Raw genomic sequence first — 18,074 nt, forward strand, 5'->3', positions numbered from 1 at the left:
CGGCCCATGCGACGCCCGCGTGTTCGGCCGTATCATCCGCGGCATGACTGTTCCTCCCCCCCCACGCGGGCCCGTGCTGATCGTCGGCGGCGGCCTGGTCGGCGCCAGCCTGGCGATCGCGCTGGACGCCGCCGGCGTCGACGCGGTGCTGGTCGAGGCCGCCGCACCGCGCGCCGACGCGCAGCCGAGCTACGACGAGCGCAACCTGGCGCTCGCCCGCGCCACCGTCAACGGCCTGGAGGCGATCGGCGTGTGGGCGCATGCGCGGGAGGGGGCCACCCCGATCCAGCACATCCATGTCAGCCGGGCCGGCGAGTTCGGCAGCGTGCGGCTGGATGCGGAGAATGCCGGTGTGGATGCGCTGGGCTGGACGCTGCCGGCACGCGAGCTGGGCGCCGCGCTGCTGCGCCGGCTGGACGAATGCACGCGCCTGCAGCGGCTGGCCCCGGCCAGGCTGGAAGCGATCGAGCCGCTGGCCGCCGGCTGGCGTGCGCAGGTGCACACCGCCGACGGCGTGCGCCGGATCGACACGCCGTTGCTGGTCGGCGCCGACGGCACCGCTTCGTTCGTGCGCGAGCGGCTGGGGATTGCCGCGGAGACGCACGACTATGGGCAGACGCTGTTCGTGTGCACGGTCACGCCCGGGCGTGCGCACGGCCATCGCGCGTACGAGCGCTTCAGCGACGAAGGCCCGGTGGCGCTGCTTCCGCTTGCCGGCCGCCGTTGCGGCCTGGTGCTGACGGTGCCCGGCAAGCAGGCCGAACCGGTGGCGGCGATGGACGACGCGGCATACCTGGCACTGGCCCAGCGCCGCTTCGGTTGGCGGCTGGGCCGGCTCGACCGCCCGGGCAAGCGCTTCCCGTACGCGATCCAGCGCGTGGCCGCCACGCGCCTCACCGCACCGCGCGCGGTGCTGGTCGGCAACGCGGCGCAGACGGTGCATCCGATCGGTGCGCAGGGCTTCAACCTCGGCCTGCGCGATGCGCTGACCCTGGCCGAACTGGTCGGGGCAGCGGCCGACCCGGGCGACGAGCGGCTGCTGGCCACCTACGCCGCGCGCCGCGCCCCCGATCGTGAAGGCACCATGGCGATGAGTCATGGCCTGGTGCAGCTGGCCTGCCTGCCGCAACCCTGGCTCGGCCCGCTGCGCTCGCTGGCCTTGCTCGCCTGCGACCGCGTGCCACCGTTGAAGGACGCGCTACTACGCCGCGGCATGGGCTTCCGCGGCGAGCCACCGCGGGCCGTACTGGAGCGCGCGCCATGAACCCGGCGCGGCCTCAATCCGGACGTCGCGCGCCGTTGCTGGACGTGGCGGTGGTCGGCGGTGGCATGGTCGGCGCCGCGACAGCGCTGGCACTGGCCCGTGCAGGTTTCGCCACCGCCCTGCTGGAGGCGCGTCCGCCGACGCCCTGGCGGGCCGAGGAGGAGGTCGACCTGAGGGTGGTGGGACTGGCCGCCTCGTCGATCGCACTGCTTGACGGCCTGGACGTCTGGACGTCCATCCGCGAGCGGCGGGCCGCATCCTATGCGCGCATGCATGTCTGGGACGCGCGCACCGGCACGGCGCTCGACTTCGATGCCGCCGCCGAAGGCCGCGCCTGGCTCGGCTGGATCGTCGAGAACGGCCTGGTGCAGTGGACGCTGTGGCAGGCGCTGGAAGCGGCGGGTGTGCAGCGACTCTGCCCGGCCCAGGTGACCGGCTATGAGGTGCGCGAGGACCGCGCCGTGCTGGAACTGGATGCGGGCGCTGGCGCCAGCCTGTCGGCCCGCCTGCTGGTGGCCGCCGACGGCGCCGGTTCGCCGCTGCGCCGGCTGGCCGGGCTGGACACGCATGGGCACGACTACGGCCAGCGCGGCGTGGTCGCGCACGTCACCACCGAGCGCCCGCACCAGCACACCGCATGGCAGCGCTTCCTGCCGGGCGGTCCGCTGGCGCTGCTTCCGCTGGCCGACGGGCGCAGTTCGATCGTGTGGTCGTTGCCCGAGGCCGAGGCGCAGCGTGTGCTTGCGCTGGACGATGCGGCCTTCTGCGCCGAGCTGGGCGTGGCCAGCGATTTCCGGCTCGGGCGAGTCATCGCGAGCACCCGTCGCGCCGCCTTCCCGCTCAAGCTGCAGCTGGCCGATCGCTACCAGGCCGAGCGCCTGGTGCTCCTGGGCGACGCGGCGCACGCAGTGCATCCGTTGGCCGGGCAGGGCGTGAACCTGGGCTTGCGTGACGTGGCCGAGCTGCGCGACACGCTGGCCACCGCCCGCGATGCCGGGCGCGACATCGCCGCGCCGCACGTGCTGCGCCGCTACGCGCGCCGCCGTCGCAGCGCCGACACCCTGGATGCCTGGAGCTTCGACGCGCTGGGCCGCATCTACGCCTGGCAGGCGCCGCCCCTGGTCGCGGCGCGTGCCCTGGGCGTGCGCCTGGTCGACCGGCTGGCGCCGCTCAAGCGTCGCCTCGCCGCGCACGCCGCGGGGCGTTGATTCAGGACCGCGGCCGGAGCCGCGGAACCCGGCGCGGAGCGCCTGCCCACCCCACCGGAGTCGTCGCCATGCGCCGCATCCTGTTCGCCCTTTCCGCACTCCCCCTGGCCTTCGCCGCCTCGGCGAAGATGGTGCACCGGCCCATCGAGTGGACCGATGGCGGCACCCGGTTCCACAGCGTGCTGGTCTACGACGACGCCGGTCCGGCCCGGCGGCCCGGCCTGGTGATGGTGCCCAACTGGTACGGCGTGAACGAGCAGGCGATCCGGAAGGCGGAAGCGATCGCCGGCAAGCAGTACGTGATCCTGCTGACCGACATGTATGGCCAGGGGGTGCGCCCGGCCAACGACGCGCAAGCCAGGGCCGCGGTCCAGCCGCTCTACGGCGACCGCGGACTGATGCGCCGCCGCGTGAACCTGGCGCTGGCGCAACTGAAGGCGCAGGCCGGCAAGGCGCCGCTGGACACCGGCAGGCTCGCCGCGATCGGCTTTTGTTTCGGGGGTTCGGCGGTGCTGGACCTGGCGCGCAGCGGCGCCGACGTGGCGGCAGTGGTGTCCTTCCATGGCGCCCTGGCGGCCGGCAAGCCGGGCCTGCCCGATCATTTCAAGGCGCGCGTGTTGGCGATGAACGGCGCCGACGACGAGGGCACCATGCCGGACGCGGACGCCTTCATGGACGAGATGCGCGCCAGCCGGACCGATTGGCAGTTCGTGGTACTCGGCAACGCGGTTCATTGCTTCACCGAAGTCGGGGAGAACTCGCCCGGCTGCAAGTACGCCCCCCGCGCCGCAGCGCGCAGCTACCGCATGATGCACGACTGGCTGGACGCGGCTTTCGCCGATCGGCCGTAGCCGGCCAGCCCGGCCTGTCGCTGTGCCGGACGGGACCATGCCGCATCTTCCGTGGTCCTAGGGGCCCGAAGCCACGCGGTTGCGGCCCTCGCGCTTGGCCCGGTACAGCCGCGCGTCGGCGCGCGCGATCAGCTCGTGCGTGCGTTCGCCGGGCTTGAGCTGGGCGGCGCCGATGCTGGCGGTCAGGCGCAGGCGATGTTCGCCATGTTCCACCTCCAGCGCCTCGAGCGCCAGGCGGATCGTCTCGGCGCGGCGCGCGGCCGTGGCGAGGTCGGCATCCTGCATCACCACCATCAGCTCCTCGCCCCCGTAGCGGCCGAGGCGGTCGTCCTTGCGGCACATCGAGGCGACGCACGCGGCCACGGCGCGGAGGGCGTCGTCGCCGGCCTGGTGGCCATGGGTGTCGTTGAGCGCCTTGAACGCATCCAGGTCGAGCATCAGGATCGACAGCGGCGCTCCCGTGCGCTGCGCGGTTTCTTGCGCGAGCCCGAGCTGGTGCATTAGCTCGCGCCGGTTGAGCAGGCCGGTCAGCTCGTCGACGCTGGCCAGCCGGTTGAGGCGCTCGTTGGCCTCCTGCAGTTCACGCGTGCGCTCCGTTACCAGGCGCGCGAGTCGGTCGGCGCGGGCCAGCAGGTAGCGCGTGCGCAGGCGCACCAGCAGGTAGACCAGTGCCACGCCCAGCAGCGCCAGCGCAATACGTACGGTGCCGCGCTCGTACCAGCGGCCCCGCACGAACAGCGGTATGACGGTTTGTACCGTGCGTGCGTGCAGGCCGGGGATGTCCGCCTGCAGCCACAGCCGGTAGCTGCCCCCGGGTAGGTTGGTGAACGCCGCGGCCGGCCGCACGCCCGGGTCCAGTTCGGTCCATTGCGTGTCGAAGCCTTCCAGCCGGTAGCGATAGCGGACATCGCCGGTGGCGGTGTAGTCGAGCAACGCGAAGCCCAGGCGCAGCGCGTGCACGTCGTGCAGTGTCAGCGGTTGCCGCGCGGAGGGCAGCTCGGCGTAGGGCAGCGGGATGCCGTCACGCATCGCCGCGGTCACCGCCAACGGCGTGTCGGGCTGCCGCGGACGCGCCTGCGGCGCGGGCACGATCACGGTCAGGCCGCCCAGCCCGCCGAAGAGCAGCTCGCCAGAGGGGCCCAGCGCGGCGGTGCGATGGTTGTAGAAGCGTGCGCTGAGCCCATCGCGCTCGCCGAGCAGGCGGATGTGGCCGATCGATGGGGCGTAGACCGCCAGCCCGCTGGCGGTGGCGATCCACAGCCGGCCGGTGCGGTCGGCCAGCACGCTGGCGACGTTGTCGCTGCCCAGGCCATCGCTGCCGCGCAGCACGGTGAAGCGGTAGCCCTGCGGGCCCGGGATGGCCGGGGTGGAGGCAAGCCCGCCGTAGGTACCGACCCAGATGCGGCCGTCCAGCTCGACGATCGACCCTGCGTAGTTCTGCGGCAGGCTGCCCGGATCGCTGTCGGCACGGACGAGGTTCTCGAAGCCGCTCGCGCCAGGGCGCAGGATGCTAATGCCCCCGCTGGTGGCGATCCACACGCTGCCATCGGACAGCGGGGCGATGTTGCGCACCTGGTTGTCGACCAGGCTGTGCGGATCGGCCGGCTGATGCCGGTAGTGGCTGAGGTGGCCGGCCCGATCGATTCGGTAGAGGCCGTCGTAGGAGCCCACCAGCAGTTCACCCTGCCAGGCACGAAGCGCCAGGATCGGCCGCGTGTCGAGACCTTCGAGCGACCAGGGATGCGTCGCCAGGGTGATCGGGTCGATGGTGACCAGGCCGCGTGCGGCGGCGACGATGCGTCCGTCGGGCAGCGCGTCGATCGCGCGCACGTCCTGGTCCTGCTGCGCGCCGCCGAGGGTCAGCAGCCGGATATCCCCGTTGCCGGGGTCGATCCGCGCGATGCGGCCGCGGTTGAAACCCAGCCAGACGGCGCCTCGACGATCGGTGTAGACGCTGCGCACGTTCTCGTCGAGGTTGGCGTCGTGACGGCCGAAAAGCGCCGGCCCGTCCAGGGTGTGCACAACGGTCGGGCGCGTGTCGCAGCGGGAGGCGTCGGTTTCGGTCGCCGCCCACAGGCCGCTGGAGCGGTCCAGGAACAGTGCGCGCACGATGTTGCCGCCGAGCGAAGCGGGCCGGGCACTGTCGTGGCGCAGCGTACGGATCGCGCCGGTCACCGGGTCGTACACCCCGACACCCACGCCATCGGTGGCGATCCACAGCCGTCCATCCGGCGCCGCCAGGAGGTCGCGGATCGTGCGGTGCTGGATGGCCGGCGCCTCGCCATCCAGCCCGGGCGGTACCCGTGCATGCCCTCGTGGATCGATCACGGCCACGCCACGGGTGCCGCTTCCTACCCAGAGGTTGCCGGCCGTGTCCTCGCGCAGGGCCCAGATGTCCTCGTCCAGCACCGCGTCGGCGGCAGGGTCGCTGCTGCGGAAGCGGACGAACCGCGCGGTGCCGGCATGGCGCAGGTACAGACCCTGGCCGCTGCCGACCCACAGGTCGCCACGGCGGCCCTGCCGCACGGCGAACACGGGCACGTCTCCCGGCAGGCCGGCACCGGCCGGCGGCCGGTCGATCGTGCGCAGGTCCGCGCGAAGGTGGCTCAGCCCGCTCTGGCCGCCGATCCAGAAGCCGCCCGCGCCGTCCGGCGCCAGCGTGAGGATGTGCGGACCGGTGCCGCGGTCGGGCGAGGCGTCGTAGGTGGAAAAGCGGTCTCCATGCGGGTCGAAGCGGGCCAGCCCACCGGCCGAGGTGCCGACGATCAGGCTGCCGTCGGGCGCCGACTGCAGCGCGCGGATGTAGTTGTCCGGCAGGCCGCCGCCGGACTGGCGGAACACCTGCACACGGTAGCCGTCGTAGCGCACCAGGCCACCGAAGGTGCCGATCCACATGAGGCCTTCTCGGTCCTGCGCGAAGGCGGTGGTGGTGGCGTGCGGCAGGCCCTCGCGCACGGTCAGGTGGGCGAAGGCCCGGCTGTCCCAGCGCGACCAGCCGGCGGCACGCGCCGCGGCGCCGGAGGCCGGAAGCAGCCACGCCAGCGCCAGCACCACGAGGACCAGCCAGCGGGCGCGATGGCAGCGGGGCATCCGGGGCGGCGGACAGCTTGAACGGAGGCGCCGGGTCTGGCTCGCCGAGGCGATCGGCCGGGCGCCGCGCATGCGCCTTAGGCGCTGCGCTCGACCGCGTAGGCGGCCAGCGCGTCCAGCGCCTCGCGATAGGGCGATGCGGGCAGGGCGGTGAGCGCGGCACGGGCGGCTTCCGCATGCGCCACGGCGCAGGCATGCGTGCGTTCCAGCGCGCCACTGCGGCGGATGGTGGCCAGCACGCGGTCCAGCGCGGTGAGGTCGCCGTGCTCGATCGCCCGGCGCATGGCCTGGGCTTCGTCCGGGGTGGCCTGCTGCAGCGCGTAGATCACCGGCAGGGTCGGTTTGCCCTCGGCCAGGTCATCGCCGATGTTCTTGCCCAGCGTGTCGGCGTCGCTGGTGTAGTCGAGCAGGTCGTCGGCGATCTGGAAGGCGTAGCCGAGCTCCATGCCATAGCGGCGCAGCGCGGCGACCTGGCGGTCGGGCAGTCCGCCGAGCAGGCCGCCCAGCTCCGTGGCGGCGGCGAACAGCACCGCGGTCTTGCGTTCGATCACCGCCAGGTAGGCTGCCTCGTCCACGTCGGCGTTGCCGATGTTGAGCAGCTGCAGCACCTCGCCCTCGGCAATGGTGTTGGTGGTGTCGGCGAGGATGCGCATCACGCGCATGTCGTCCAGCTCGACCATCAGCTGGAAGGAACGCGAGTAGAGGAAGTCGCCGACCAGCACGCTGGCGGCGTTGCCCCACAACGCATTGGCGGTCTGGCGACCGCGGCGGAGGTCCGACTCGTCGACCACGTCGTCGTGCAGCAGGGTCGAGGTGTGGATGAACTCGATCACGGCCGCCAGCTTGATGTGCTGCGCGCCCGCGTAGCCGGCGGCACCGGCCGCCAGCACATGCAGCATCGGGCGCAGGCGCTTGCCGCCGCCGGCGATGATGTGGTCGGCGATCTGGTTGATCAGCACCACGTCCGAAGCCAGCCGCGCGCGGATCAACGCGTCCACCCGCTGCATGTCGGCGGAGGCCAGGTTGCGCACGGCGGCGAAGTCGGCGGTTCGGCTGGCGTCGGCGGGCATCGGGTGCATGGGCGTCCGGGTGGCAAGACGGGCGATTATAGGGCCAGTGCTGATGAGTGCGGCGGCGCGACTTGGCGCCGCAATCAGGTCGGGGAGCGTCTCCCTATAATGGGCAGATGATTTCCCGCCCCAACTCCCCCCGGTGAGCAAGCTCTCCCCCCTCGAGCGCCGCAGTGCGCTGACCCTGGCCTGCGTCATCAGCCTGCGCCTGTTCGGACTGTTCCTGATCATGCCGGTGTTCTCGCTTTACGCGAAGCAGATGCCCGATGCCAGCGGCCTGCTGATCGGCCTGGCGCTGGGCGTGTACGGGCTGGGCCAGGTGCTGCTGCAGATCCCGCTGGGCCTGTTGTCGGACCGGATCGGGCGCAAGCCGGCGATCACCATCGGCCTGCTGATATTCGCCGCCGGCGGCCTGGTGGCGGCGATGTCGCACACCCTGTCGGGGATCGTGGCCGGCCGGGCGCTGCAGGGCATGGGCGCGGTGGCCGGTGCGGGTACCGCGCTGGCGGCCGATCTCACCCGCGAGGACCAGCGCAGCAAGGTGATGGGCATCATCGGGGTGTCGATCGGCGTGGCCTTTCTGCTCGCGCTGATCCTGGGCCCGCCGCTGGAAGCGGTGGCGGGCCTGCCGGGGCTGTTTGGTGCCACCTCGGTGCTGGCGCTGGCGTCGCTGGCGCTGCTGTGGCTGATCGTGCCGACGCCCGAGCGGGCAAAGGCCCCAGCCTCAGCGAGCCTGGGCGGCGTGCTGGCTATGCTGCGCGACGGCCGGCTGCTGGTGCTCAACGGCTCGGTGTTCTTCCTGCACCTACTGCTGACGGCGAGCTTTGTCGGGCTGCCGCTGCTGCTGGCCGACCGACTGCACCTGCCGGTCGAGCGGCACTGGGAGCTGTACCTGCCGGTGATGGCGATCGCCGCGTTCGTGATGGGCTCGGCGCTCCACCGCATGAAGGAGATCGGCCAGAGCCTGCGCATCGTGCTGGTTTGCGTGGCGGCGATCGGGCTGGCGTTGCTCGGGTTCGCGCAATCGGGCGGACATCTGGCCTGGCTGGGCGTGTCGGCGGCCGCGTTCTTCTCGGCGTTCAACCTGCTGGAGGCCGCCCTGCCGAGCCTGGTTTCCCGGCTGGCGCCGCCGCACCTGCGGGGCGCGGCGATGGGGGCGTACTCGACCAGCCAGTTCATCGGCGCGTTCGTGGGCGGCGCCATCGGCGGGATCGCGCTGGGCCGGTTGGGCGTGAGCGGGGTGTTCCTCTGCGCGGCGGCGACCACGCTGCTGTGGCTGCCGCTGGTCGCCTTCGGCGCCAGGCGCATCGCCGCCCGCAGCGCGGCCGAGCAGGTGGCCTGAGCGAAAGAGAACTCCCGCGGCCCCGGTTGGGACTCGCGGCCGCCGCCCCCATGTGCGGCGCATCTACTCCACGCGAGCCTGCCCGTGGCCCACCAGATCGTCGCGCTCCTTGCCGAATACGGCCTGCTGCTGGTGTTTCTCAATGTGCTTGTCGAGCAGGCCGGGCTGCCGCTCCCGGCCGTCCCGACGCTGGTGGTGGCCGGCGCGCTGGCCGCGGCCGGCCGTTTTCCGTTGGGGGGCTTGCTGCTGGCGGCACTGGCCGGCTCCCTGCTGAGCGACTTCGCCTGGTACGCGGCCGGGCGCCGGTACGGGGCGGGCGTGATGCGCATCCTGTGCCGCATCTCGTTGTCACCCGATTCGTGCGTCAAGCGATCGGAACTGCACTTCCAGCGTTGGCGGGCGCCGTTGCTGCTGGTGGCCAAATTCGTGCCGGGGCTGTCAACCGTGGCCCCGCCGCTGGTCGGCGCGATGGGCCTGTCGCCACGGATGTTCCTGTTGTTCGACGCGCTCGGCGCACTGATCTGGGCCGGCGCGGCGGTGGTGCTCGGCTACGTGTTCGCCGACGGGGTGGAGCGCGTGCTGGCGGTGTTCGAGGACAGCGGCGCGCTGGCCGTGCAGTTGGTGGGTGCGCTGCTCGCGCTATACGTCCTGTTCAAGTGGTGGCAGCGCCGGCGCTTGCTGGTGGCACTGCGGATGGTGCGGATCGGGGTGGACGAACTGGCGCAGGCGCTGCGCTCGGGGCGCCCGCCGCTGGTGTTCGACGTGCGTACGGCAGGATCGCGCCAGCTCGACGGCCGCGCGATTCCCGGCGCGCTGCCGTTCGACCCGTCGACGCTGGACACCAGCCTGGCCGGTGTGCCGCGCGAACGCGAGCTGGTGCTCTACTGCAACTGCCCCAACGAGGTCTCTGCCGCGCGTGCGGCGCAGCTGCTGATGGCACAGGGCTACCGGCGCGTGCGTCCGCTGCGTGGCGGGCTCGACGCCTGGGCGGCCGCCGGCCACGTGGTCGAGCCGCTGCAGCCGGCGGCGCCGGTGCCCGCGGGGGGGACGCCAGTGCTCTGACGGTGCACCGGCAGTCGCCGCCGGTGGAGCCGGGCAACCCGGCGCGGTGGAGGCGGACATGCCGCCGGGCGCGCGCAGCCGGGGCGGGCGGCTATGATAGGGGTCCAGCCGCCGGCCCTGTCCGGCGACCTTTGACGAGGCGGGTGCGCACGCGCCGCCAGCAACAGCGAGGAATCCACATGGCACGCGGCATCAACAAGGTCATCATCGTCGGCAACCTGGGCGCCGACCCGGAGGTGCGCTACACCGGCGGTGGCACCGCGGTATGCAGCCTGAGCGTGGCGACCTCCGAGCAGTGGACCGACAAGCAGTCCGGCGAACGCCAGGAACGCACCGAATGGCACCGCGTGAAGCTCTTCGGCAAGCTCGCCGAGATCGCCGGCGAGTATCTGAAGAAGGGCCGCCAGGTCTATATCGAAGGCTCGCTGCGCACCGACAAGTACACCGACAAGAACGGCGTCGAGCGCTACAGCACCGACATCGTCGCCAGCGACATGCAGATGCTTGGCGGCATGGGTGGTGAAGGCGGTGGTGGCGGTGGTGGCGGTGGCTACCGCGAGCGCCCGCAGGGCGGTGGTCAGCGCCAGGGCGGCTACGGCGGCGGCCAGCCGCGCGGCGGCAACGACTACGGCAATGCCCCGCGCCAGAACGCGCCCGCGCCGGCCGAGAGCAGCGGCGGCTTCGACGATGACGATATTCCGTTCTAGCGAACACTCGTTCGGATGTATCGATTGAATCCAAGAGCCCCTGCCGGGGCTCTTTTTGTGTCGCTCGAGCTGCCTTCCCTGGCCTACCGGTTTCAGTGCTCAAGGAAAACCGAGCGGCAGGCTGCAGCATGAACCGGTCTTGACTGTCTTCTGACGATATGCCCGAATGCCTTGGGGCCAGCGGTTCCGCATGCCGCGCCACGCGAAGGGAATCGCTCATTGAACGTCTTTTGCCAGAGGCCCGCCCGCCGGCCTCGCTCCTCGGAAATCACCGCATCTCCCGACGCGCCTCCGGAACGGCTCTCGCTGGCCGGACGAATGGTCCGTTGGATCCCTAGCAGCTGAAGGAACACGAATGGCTATCGGTCTCGTGCGCAAGCCCCTTGTCGATGCAGCCCGGAGGAGTCCGAAGGTGACATTCCTGGCCGTCCTGTCCACCTTGTTCGCGCTCTCCGCGCAGGCCGACCAGGTTTCCGTCAACGACCTGGCCCGGCAAGAGCAGTACCGCGAAGTGAAGATTTCACCGGATGGGCGGCATATCGCGGCGGTCGCGGTCATCCAGGACCAGCCCATGCTCGCACTGGTGGACCTTGAGACCGGCAAGGGGGCGGCAGTGCGCCCTCGCGACGGTGACCAGGTGGTCGATTTCTGGTGGGTGAACCCCGACCGCGTGGTCTATTCGGTGGGGCAGAAAATGGCCGGCTTCGACCGGCCGTTCGCCACCGGTGAGCTGTTCGGCGTCGACGCCGACGGCGGCAACGCCGTCACCTTGTTCGGGTACCGGGTGGCGGCCAAGGCAACCGGCTCGCACATCCAGCACGCGAGTGCGGAATACGCCAGTGCGAGCATGATCGACACCCTGCGCGACGACCAGAACCATGTGCTGATTGGAGTCGATCCTTGGAACACGGGCGCGGAGGGCGCCTTCACCCGGGTCTATCGCATGGACGTGCGCGACGGTACCAAGCATCGCGTGGTAACCGCACCGATGCGCAGTGCGTCGTTCCTGGCCGACCATCATGGCGTGGTGCGCTTCGCCTTCGGCTGGAGCAGCAAGGCGAAGGAGCAGGTCTATTACCGGGCGCACGAGGGCGATCCCTGGTCGCTTCTGTTTACCGAGGATGCGCACGGCGTTTCGATGCCGCAGGCCTTTTCCGGCGACGACTCGCGTGTCTTCATGTCCTGCGGCAGTCCGGGGGCCGTGGCGGCGATCTGTCCCTGGGACGTGGCTTCGGAGAAGCTCCTCGCGCCGATCTGGAGCAGTCCGGTCGTGGAGCCGGACGGCCTGGAGCTGAGCCTGGACCGCCGTCAGCTCGTGGGCGTGACCGAAATGCCCGGCATGCCGGCGGTAACCCCGCTGGTTGCCGGCTCGGACACGGTCGACGTGATCAAGGCATTCTCGCGCCAGTTCCCGGGCGAGTTCGCCGACGTGGTATCCAGCACGGACGACGGCAAGAAAGCCGTGGTGCTGGTCGATTCCGACACGGATCCGGGCACCTATTACCTGTGGGATGCCGATACGGGCAAGGCCCGGCTACTGCTGCAGCGGGCGGCATGGATCAAGCCGGAGCGGATGGCCAGTTCGCAACCGGTCGAGTTCAAGGCCCGTGACGGGCTGACCCTGCACGGCTATCTCACGCGACCGCCGGGCAATGCGGGCGCAACGCGGCAGCCGCTGGTCGTGTTCGTGCATGGCGGTCCCTATGGCGTCCGCGATGTTTGGGAGTACGACCCCTACGTGCAGATGCTGGCCACTCGCGGGTACGCGGTACTGCAGGTGAACTACCGGGGCTCGGGCGGCTATGGCTTCCATTTCACGCGCGCGGGCTACCGCCAATGGGGCGGGCGCATGCAGGACGACGTGACCGATGCGACCCGCTGGGCGATTGCCCAGGGGATCGCCGATCCCGCCCGCATCTGCATCTTCGGCGGCAGCTACGGCGGCTACGCGGCCCTGGAGGGGGCGGTCAAGGAGCCGGACCTGTATCGCTGCGCCATCGGCTACGTCGGTGTCTATGACCTCGGACTGATGTACCGGCGCGGCGATATCCCGCAGTCCACCGCCGGTGTCAACTATCTGCGCGACGCGCTCGGCGAGGACATGACCGAGCTCGATGCGCGCTCACCGATCCACCAGCTCGATCACCTGAAGGCGCAGGTCATGCTGATCGTCGGGGGCGAAGACAGGCGGGTGCCGCCGGTGCAGGGGGAAAACCTGCACCGTGCCCTGCTCGAACACGGGGTAGCCCACGAGTGGCTCTACAAGGCCGATGAAGGGCACGGGTTCTACACCGAACAGAATCGTGCCGAACTGTTCGCCCGCATCCTCGCCTTTCTCGACCGCAACATGGGCCAGGCCCCCGCGCGGTGACAGGCCGCCGGACCCTGGCGCGGCTCAGCCGCCAAGCCGCGCCAGCAGCGCCTCGACATCCTCATGGGTGTGCGCACGGAGCAGGTGCGGCGCCTGGCGGCGCAGGGCGGCGTGGTCGAGAGTGGCCAGGCGGTCGCGCACGTGCAGGATCTGGCTGGGATGCATGCTGTACTCGCACAGGCCGAGCGCCAGCAGCAGTGCGGTGAACTTGACGTCCCCCCCGATCTCGCCGCAAAGGCTGACCGGTTTGTTGGCGCGGCGGCCGGCGGCGATGACGTAGGCGATCAGGCGCAGCAGCGCCGGCTGCAACGGATTGTAGATGTTCTCCAGCCCGTCGTTGCCGCGGTCGGCAGCGAGCACGTACTGGGCCAGGTCATTGGTGCCGATGGCGAGGAAGTCCGCGTGCTCCAGCAGCGCGCGCACGTTGAGTGCGGCGGCGGGCACCTCGACCATGGCGCCCAGCGGCAGCTTTTCCGGCAGGTCGACGTTCTCGTGCTTGAGGTCCTCGCGCGCCAGCTTGAACAGCGTGCGCACGGCGATCAGCTCATCCGGCTGGGTGACCATCGGGACCAGCACCCGCACCGGCCCGTAGCAGGCGGCGCGCAGGATGGCGCGGATCTGCGTGGTGAACACGGCGGGGTAGCGCAGTGAAAGCCGTACGCCGCGCACGCCCAGCGCGGGGTTGTCCTCGTCACGCAGCGCAAGGCCCGCGGCGTCGGCCTTGTCCGCGCCCAGATCCAGTGTGCGGATGGTCACGGGCAGGCCGCCCATGCCGAGCACCAGGTCGCGGTAGGCGTTGAACTGCTCGTCCTCGGAGGGCAGGCCCTTGTGCTTGAGAAAGAGGAATTCGGTCCGGTACAGGCCCACCCCGTCGGCACCGCGGGTGCGTGCCGTGGCAATGTCCGCGGCGGTCTCGGCGTTGGCGAAGAGCCTCACGGCGATACCGTCGCGGGTGTGCGTGGGCGCGTTGGCGAGCTTGGCCAGGCGCCGGCCTTCGGCCGCGGCCTCGCGCTGCCAGGCGCGATAGCGGGCCAGGTCCTGCGCGGTGGGATGCACGATCGTCTCGCCGCGCTCGGCGTCGAGCAGGATCAGGTCCTCGTCGTGGATGGTGGCCAGCGCGTCGCGGGTACCGACGAGCATCGGCAGGTCCAGGCTGCGGGCGAGGATCGCGCTGTGCGAGTAGACACTGCCGGAGCTCGCCACCACGCCCAGCAGGCCGTTGCCGACCAGGTGCGCCATGTCCGCCGGCGCGATGGTGTCGGCGACCAGGATTTCGCCCACGCGGGCCGCCAGCTTGCGTTCCTCGCGACTGGTCTGGCGCTGCAGCGCCGAGATCACCCGGTTGATGACCTGGTCGACGTCCTCGCGGCGGCTGCGCAGGTAGGGATCGTCCATGGCCTCGAACACCTTGGCCAGGCGGTCGCGCTGCTTCTTGAGCGCCACGCCGGCGCGGTAATGCCCGACGCGGATCAGGTCGTCCAGGCCACGCAGCAGTTCCTTGTCGTCCAGCAGCAGGCTGTGCGCATCGATGAACTCGTTCACCTCGCGTGCCAGCGCGCCGTGCAGGCGTCCGCGCAGCTCGTGCAGTTCCTGGCGCGCGGTGTCGAGGGCGCGATGCAGATGCTCGAGTTCCTCCTCGACCTCGTCCTCGGCCAGTGGGCGCGTGTCGACCAGGTAGCGGCTCGGCTGCACCAGGCGCGCGCGGCCCAGGGCCATGCCCTTGGAGGCTGCGGTGCCAGGCAGCAACTGCCTCATGCGACGGCCCTTCCGTCGGGAGCGGGGAGGCGTGAACGGCAAACATGCAGCGCGGGGAGAGCCCGACGGGTAGCGAACGGATGGGCGGCGTCCCCGCTTGCGCGGTCCCGCACGACACCCGGTTGCCGCGCCCCGTTCCGCGCTCTCACGTCATGCCCCCTCGTCGAACTTGCGCTCGAACAGCGCGACGACACCGGCGAGTGCCTCGGCCTCGTCGGGACCGTCGGCGCGCACGGTGACCGGGGTGCCCAGGCCCGCCGAAAGCATCATCACGCCCATGATGCTCTGCGCGTTGACCTCGCGGCCCTTGCTGACCAGCCACACGGTGGATTTGAAGCCCTGCACCAGCTGCACCAGCTTGGCCGAAGCGCGCGCGTGCAGGCCGAGCTTGTTGGAGACGGTGATTTCCTGCTCAAGCATGATCGATGAAGATTCCCCCGCGGCCGCCATGGGCGGCCACCTGTGCCAGTTCGTCCAGCGGTTTCTCGGCGTAGTTCAGCACACGCAGCAGCATCGGCAGGTTGAGCCCGGACACACAACGCAAACGTACCCCGAGCGCCGTGAGGGAAAGGCCGATGTTGCACGGCGTGGCGCCGTAGAGGTCGGCCAACACCAGGACCCCGTCGCCCTGGTCGAGCTCGCGGGCGTGGTGGGCGGTGAGCGTGCGCATGACGTCCGGGTCGGCGTGCGCCGGCACCTCCACCGCGTCGACCCTGAGCGGAAGCTTGGGCATGACGTGGTGGGCGGCCGAGATCAATGCCTTGCCGACCGCCTCGTGGGTCATCAGCAGAACGCCGACGCTCATGGGCATGCCCTCGCCGGATCGCCGGCATCCGTTGCGCGGGCACCGCCCGCCCGCCCGCCACCTTGCAGGAGTGCGCTTGCGCGCGACCGGGATGGCGCGGCGTGCCGGGACACCCACGCAAGGCGGATAGGGCGGTCGCGCACAAGTGCGCTCCTGCAGGTATGCGGGGAGGCGGGCATGGTCATTCGAGTTCGCGGTGGAAGGTCAGCACGCCTTCGCGCTTCGCGCGGTAGTGTGCGGCCAGCCGCTCGACGAGGTAGACCGAGCGGTGTCGCCCGCCGGTGCAGCCGACCGAGATGGTGACGTAGCTGCGGTCGTCCTGCTCGAAACGCGGCAGCCAGGCGTCGAGCCAGCGCACGGTGTCGGTGAAGTACTCGCCGACCAGCGGGTCGGCCTCGAGAAAGTCGCGCACCGGCGCATCCTTGCCCGAGAGCGGACGGAGCTTGGGCTGCCAGTGCGGATTGGGCAGGCAGCGCGCGTCGAAGACGAAGTCCGAATCCAGCGGCAGCCCGCGACGGAAGGCGAAGGACTGGAACATCAGGGTCAGGCCCTCGGTGGCGGCCGCGTAGCCGGTGGCGATCAGCCGGCGCAGCTGGTGCACGTTGAGGTCGCTCGAATCGATCACCTTCTCGGCGATGCCGATCAGCGGCCGCAGCAGCCGCCGCTCCTCGGCGATCGCATCGGCCAGCGAAACGCCGCGGATCGCCAACGGGTGGCGGCGGCGGGTTTCCGAGTAGCGCTTGATCAGCACTTCGTCGCGGCAGTCGATGAAGACCAGGTGTACATGGACGCCGGCCGCGGCCAGTTCGGACAGCACCAGCGGCATGTGCTCGAAGTCCTCGCCGCGGTTGCGCACGTCCACGCCGACGGCAATGCGGCGGCGGCGGCCACCGCCGTCGCGGCGCACCGACTGCACCAGCTGCGGCAGCAGGCCGCTGGGCAGGTTGTCGACGCAGTAGAACTCCAGGTCCTCCAGCGCGCGCAGCGCGACCGTCTTGCCGCCGCCGGACATGCCGGTCAGCACGACCAGGTGCACGGCGTTGGGGTCGTTGATGACGGTCGAGGGCACGGGATCGTTGGTGCTCATGCGGCTCACCACGGCGGAAGCCGGCGCATCTGGTGCGCCTGGCGGTCGATGAAGGTCTGCGCGGGATCAATGCCCTTGCTCTTGAGCATATGGTGGCGCACCGCCGCTTCCACCAGCACGGCAAGGTTGCGGCCGGGAGCCACCGGGATGGTGATCATGGGCACCGGGACCTCCAGGATATCGCGGTGGCTGGTGTCGCCGGTCAGGCGCGTCATCGCGTCGATGTCCTCGCCGTCGCGCAGGGGCTTGAGATGCACCACCAGGCGCAGGTACTTCGAATGCTTGACTGCGGTGTGGCCGAACATCTCGCGCACGTTGAGCACGCCCAGACCGCGCACCTCGAGCAGGTCCTGCAGCAGCTCCGGGCAGGTGCCATCGATCACGTCGGGCGCGATCAGGGTGAATTCGGTGGCATCGTCCGCGACCAGGCGATGGCCGCGGCTGATCAGTTCCAGTGCCAGCTCGCTCTTGCCAGAACCGGACTCGCCGGTGATCAGCACGCCGATCGAGAAGACCTCCAGGAAAACCCCGTGCAGGGTGATCCTGGGCGCCAGCAGGCGTGCCAGGTGGTACTGCATCCAGGTCAGCAGCTCGTGGCCGCGCTTGGCGCTGATCCACAGCGGCGTGTGGGTTTCCTCGGCGACCTCGCGCAGGTCGGAGGGGATGGTCTGGTCCTTGGTCACGATCAACGCCACCGGCTGGTAGGCGGCGATCTTGTGCATCGCCTCCCAGCGCTGGCGCGAGTCCAGGCCGTCGAGCCAGTTGAGCTCCTCGGTACCGATGATCTGCACCTTGTTGGGGTAGATCACGTTGAGATAGCCGATCAGCGACGGCCGCCGCGTCGCGGTGGCACCGGGCTCGAGCACGCGCCCTTCGCCGCGCATGCCCGATACCCAGCGCAGGCCCATGCGCTCGTGGACACCGTCGAAGAGTTGTCGTGCGGTCAGACGTTCCAAGGGGCTCCCCTGCCGGGCGGGCGGTGGGCGCCATTGTGCCAGCTTGGCCGCAGGCTGGCCTCGCCTTGCGGCAGGAGGCCGCTGGCGGGCGGTGCCTTCGGTGTGGAGCCGCACCGCTCAGGCTACGAAAGCGGTTGCCGGCGGCGAAAAAAAACGACCCGCCACGCGGGCGGGTCGTTCCGGGACGGGCGGATCAGCCGAACTGTCGTGCGTCCCGCGCCTCCTGCTGGTGCTTGTCGGTCACCTTGTCGCGGTGGCGGCGCAGCTGGGCGGCGAGCTTGTCGAACACCATGTCGATGGAGGCGTACATGTCCGCACCGCACGCCGCGGCATGCAGGGCGGCACCGGTGGTGCCGAGGGTGGCTTCGGCGCAGTGCTGCAGCTTGTCGATCGACAGCACCATGGTCAGGCCCAGGCACCTTTCGTCGAGGCGGGTCAGGCGATCGAGCCGGGACTCGGCATGCGCACGCAGGGCGGGCGTGACTTCGATCTGCTGGCCGGTGAGT

The 18,074-nt window shown here is 70.8% G+C and carries 15 protein-coding genes; 7 read left to right on the forward strand and 8 right to left on the reverse strand.

Annotation, left to right across the window (positions count from 1 at the left end; genetic code table 11):
- The first annotated feature begins 43 nt into the window (after window positions 1–43).
- From ubiH to VFH59_RS02435, 3 genes are all read left to right on the forward strand, one after another.
- A complete protein-coding gene (ubiH, locus tag VFH59_RS02425) occupies window positions 44–1,264 on the forward strand; it encodes a 2-octaprenyl-6-methoxyphenyl hydroxylase (RefSeq protein WP_325163295.1) in 1,221 nt (406 codons plus the stop codon).
- Window positions 1,261–2,472, forward strand: coding sequence for a UbiH/UbiF/VisC/COQ6 family ubiquinone biosynthesis hydroxylase (locus VFH59_RS02430; protein ID WP_325163296.1), 1,212 nt, complete (start codon window positions 1,261–1,263; stop codon window positions 2,470–2,472). Before ubiH ends, VFH59_RS02430 begins: the two co-directional genes overlap by 4 nt.
- Before the next feature lie 68 nt (window positions 2,473–2,540).
- Window positions 2,541–3,323 carry a dienelactone hydrolase family protein gene (locus VFH59_RS02435; RefSeq protein ID WP_325163297.1) on the forward strand — a complete coding sequence of 261 codons (783 nt, stop codon included), beginning with the start codon at window positions 2,541–2,543 and terminating at the stop codon, window positions 3,321–3,323.
- Between the two features lie 57 nt (window positions 3,324–3,380).
- Here the strand turns inward: VFH59_RS02435 and VFH59_RS02440 are convergent, their stop codons facing one another.
- Both VFH59_RS02440 and VFH59_RS02445 read right to left on the reverse strand, forming a co-directional pair.
- The gene (locus VFH59_RS02440) at window positions 3,381–6,413 is read right to left on the reverse strand and encodes a diguanylate cyclase (RefSeq protein ID WP_325163298.1); all 3,033 of its coding nucleotides are present in this window, start codon (window positions 6,411–6,413) and stop codon (window positions 3,381–3,383) included.
- A 77-nt stretch (window positions 6,414–6,490) separates the two neighbouring features.
- Window positions 6,491–7,492 carry a polyprenyl synthetase family protein gene (locus tag VFH59_RS02445; RefSeq protein WP_325163299.1) on the reverse strand — a complete coding sequence of 334 codons (1,002 nt, stop codon included), beginning with the start codon at window positions 7,490–7,492 and terminating at the stop codon, window positions 6,491–6,493.
- A gap of 133 nt (window positions 7,493–7,625) precedes the next feature.
- Here VFH59_RS02445 and VFH59_RS02450 point away from each other — a divergent pair, with 133 nt between their 5' ends.
- The 4 genes from VFH59_RS02450 to VFH59_RS02465 all read left to right on the forward strand — a co-directional run bounded on the left by VFH59_RS02450 (window position 7,626) and on the right by VFH59_RS02465 (window position 12,965).
- The gene (locus tag VFH59_RS02450) at window positions 7,626–8,825 is read left to right on the forward strand and encodes an MFS transporter (RefSeq protein WP_325163300.1); all 1,200 of its coding nucleotides are present in this window, start codon (window positions 7,626–7,628) and stop codon (window positions 8,823–8,825) included.
- An 84-nt stretch (window positions 8,826–8,909) separates the two neighbouring features.
- Complete coding sequence (locus VFH59_RS02455; protein WP_414655841.1) at window positions 8,910–9,887, forward strand: DedA family protein/thiosulfate sulfurtransferase GlpE; 978 nt, start codon at window positions 8,910–8,912, stop codon at window positions 9,885–9,887.
- Between the two features lie 179 nt (window positions 9,888–10,066).
- Entirely contained in the window at window positions 10,067–10,594 is a 528-nt protein-coding gene (ssb, locus tag VFH59_RS02460; RefSeq protein ID WP_325163301.1) for a single-stranded DNA-binding protein, read from the forward strand.
- A 412-nt stretch (window positions 10,595–11,006) separates the two neighbouring features.
- The gene (locus VFH59_RS02465; RefSeq protein ID WP_325163302.1) at window positions 11,007–12,965 is read left to right on the forward strand and encodes a S9 family peptidase; all 1,959 of its coding nucleotides are present in this window, start codon (window positions 11,007–11,009) and stop codon (window positions 12,963–12,965) included.
- Window positions 12,966–12,989: 24 nt separating this feature from the next.
- Here the strand turns inward: VFH59_RS02465 and ptsP are convergent, their stop codons facing one another.
- The 6 genes from ptsP to hpf all read right to left on the reverse strand — a co-directional run.
- On the reverse strand, window positions 12,990–14,720 hold the full coding sequence (ptsP, locus tag VFH59_RS02470) for a phosphoenolpyruvate--protein phosphotransferase (RefSeq protein WP_325163303.1): 1,731 nt from the start codon (window positions 14,718–14,720) through the stop codon (window positions 12,990–12,992).
- A gap of 150 nt (window positions 14,721–14,870) precedes the next feature.
- Window positions 14,871–15,140 (reverse strand): HPr family phosphocarrier protein, encoded by a 270-nt coding sequence (locus VFH59_RS02475; RefSeq protein ID WP_325163304.1) that lies wholly within the window; start codon window positions 15,138–15,140, stop codon window positions 14,871–14,873.
- Window positions 15,133–15,525 (reverse strand): PTS sugar transporter subunit IIA, encoded by a 393-nt coding sequence (locus tag VFH59_RS02480; protein ID WP_209616384.1) that lies wholly within the window; start codon window positions 15,523–15,525, stop codon window positions 15,133–15,135. Before VFH59_RS02480 ends, VFH59_RS02475 begins: the two co-directional genes overlap by 8 nt.
- Before the next feature lie 181 nt (window positions 15,526–15,706).
- Window positions 15,707–16,612, reverse strand: coding sequence for an RNase adapter RapZ (gene rapZ / locus VFH59_RS02485; protein WP_325163305.1), 906 nt, complete (start codon window positions 16,610–16,612; stop codon window positions 15,707–15,709).
- Between the two features lie 5 nt (window positions 16,613–16,617).
- On the reverse strand, window positions 16,618–17,520 hold the full coding sequence (gene hprK / locus VFH59_RS02490; protein WP_414655842.1) for an HPr(Ser) kinase/phosphatase: 903 nt from the start codon (window positions 17,518–17,520) through the stop codon (window positions 16,618–16,620).
- Between the two features lie 241 nt (window positions 17,521–17,761).
- Window positions 17,762–18,074 (reverse strand): ribosome hibernation-promoting factor, HPF/YfiA family (gene hpf / locus VFH59_RS02495; protein WP_325163307.1); only part of this gene is annotated, 313 nt, incomplete at its 5' end.

This window comes from Frateuria sp., assembly GCF_035695185.1.
Taxonomy (GTDB): Bacteria; Pseudomonadota; Gammaproteobacteria; order Xanthomonadales; family Rhodanobacteraceae; genus Frateuria_A.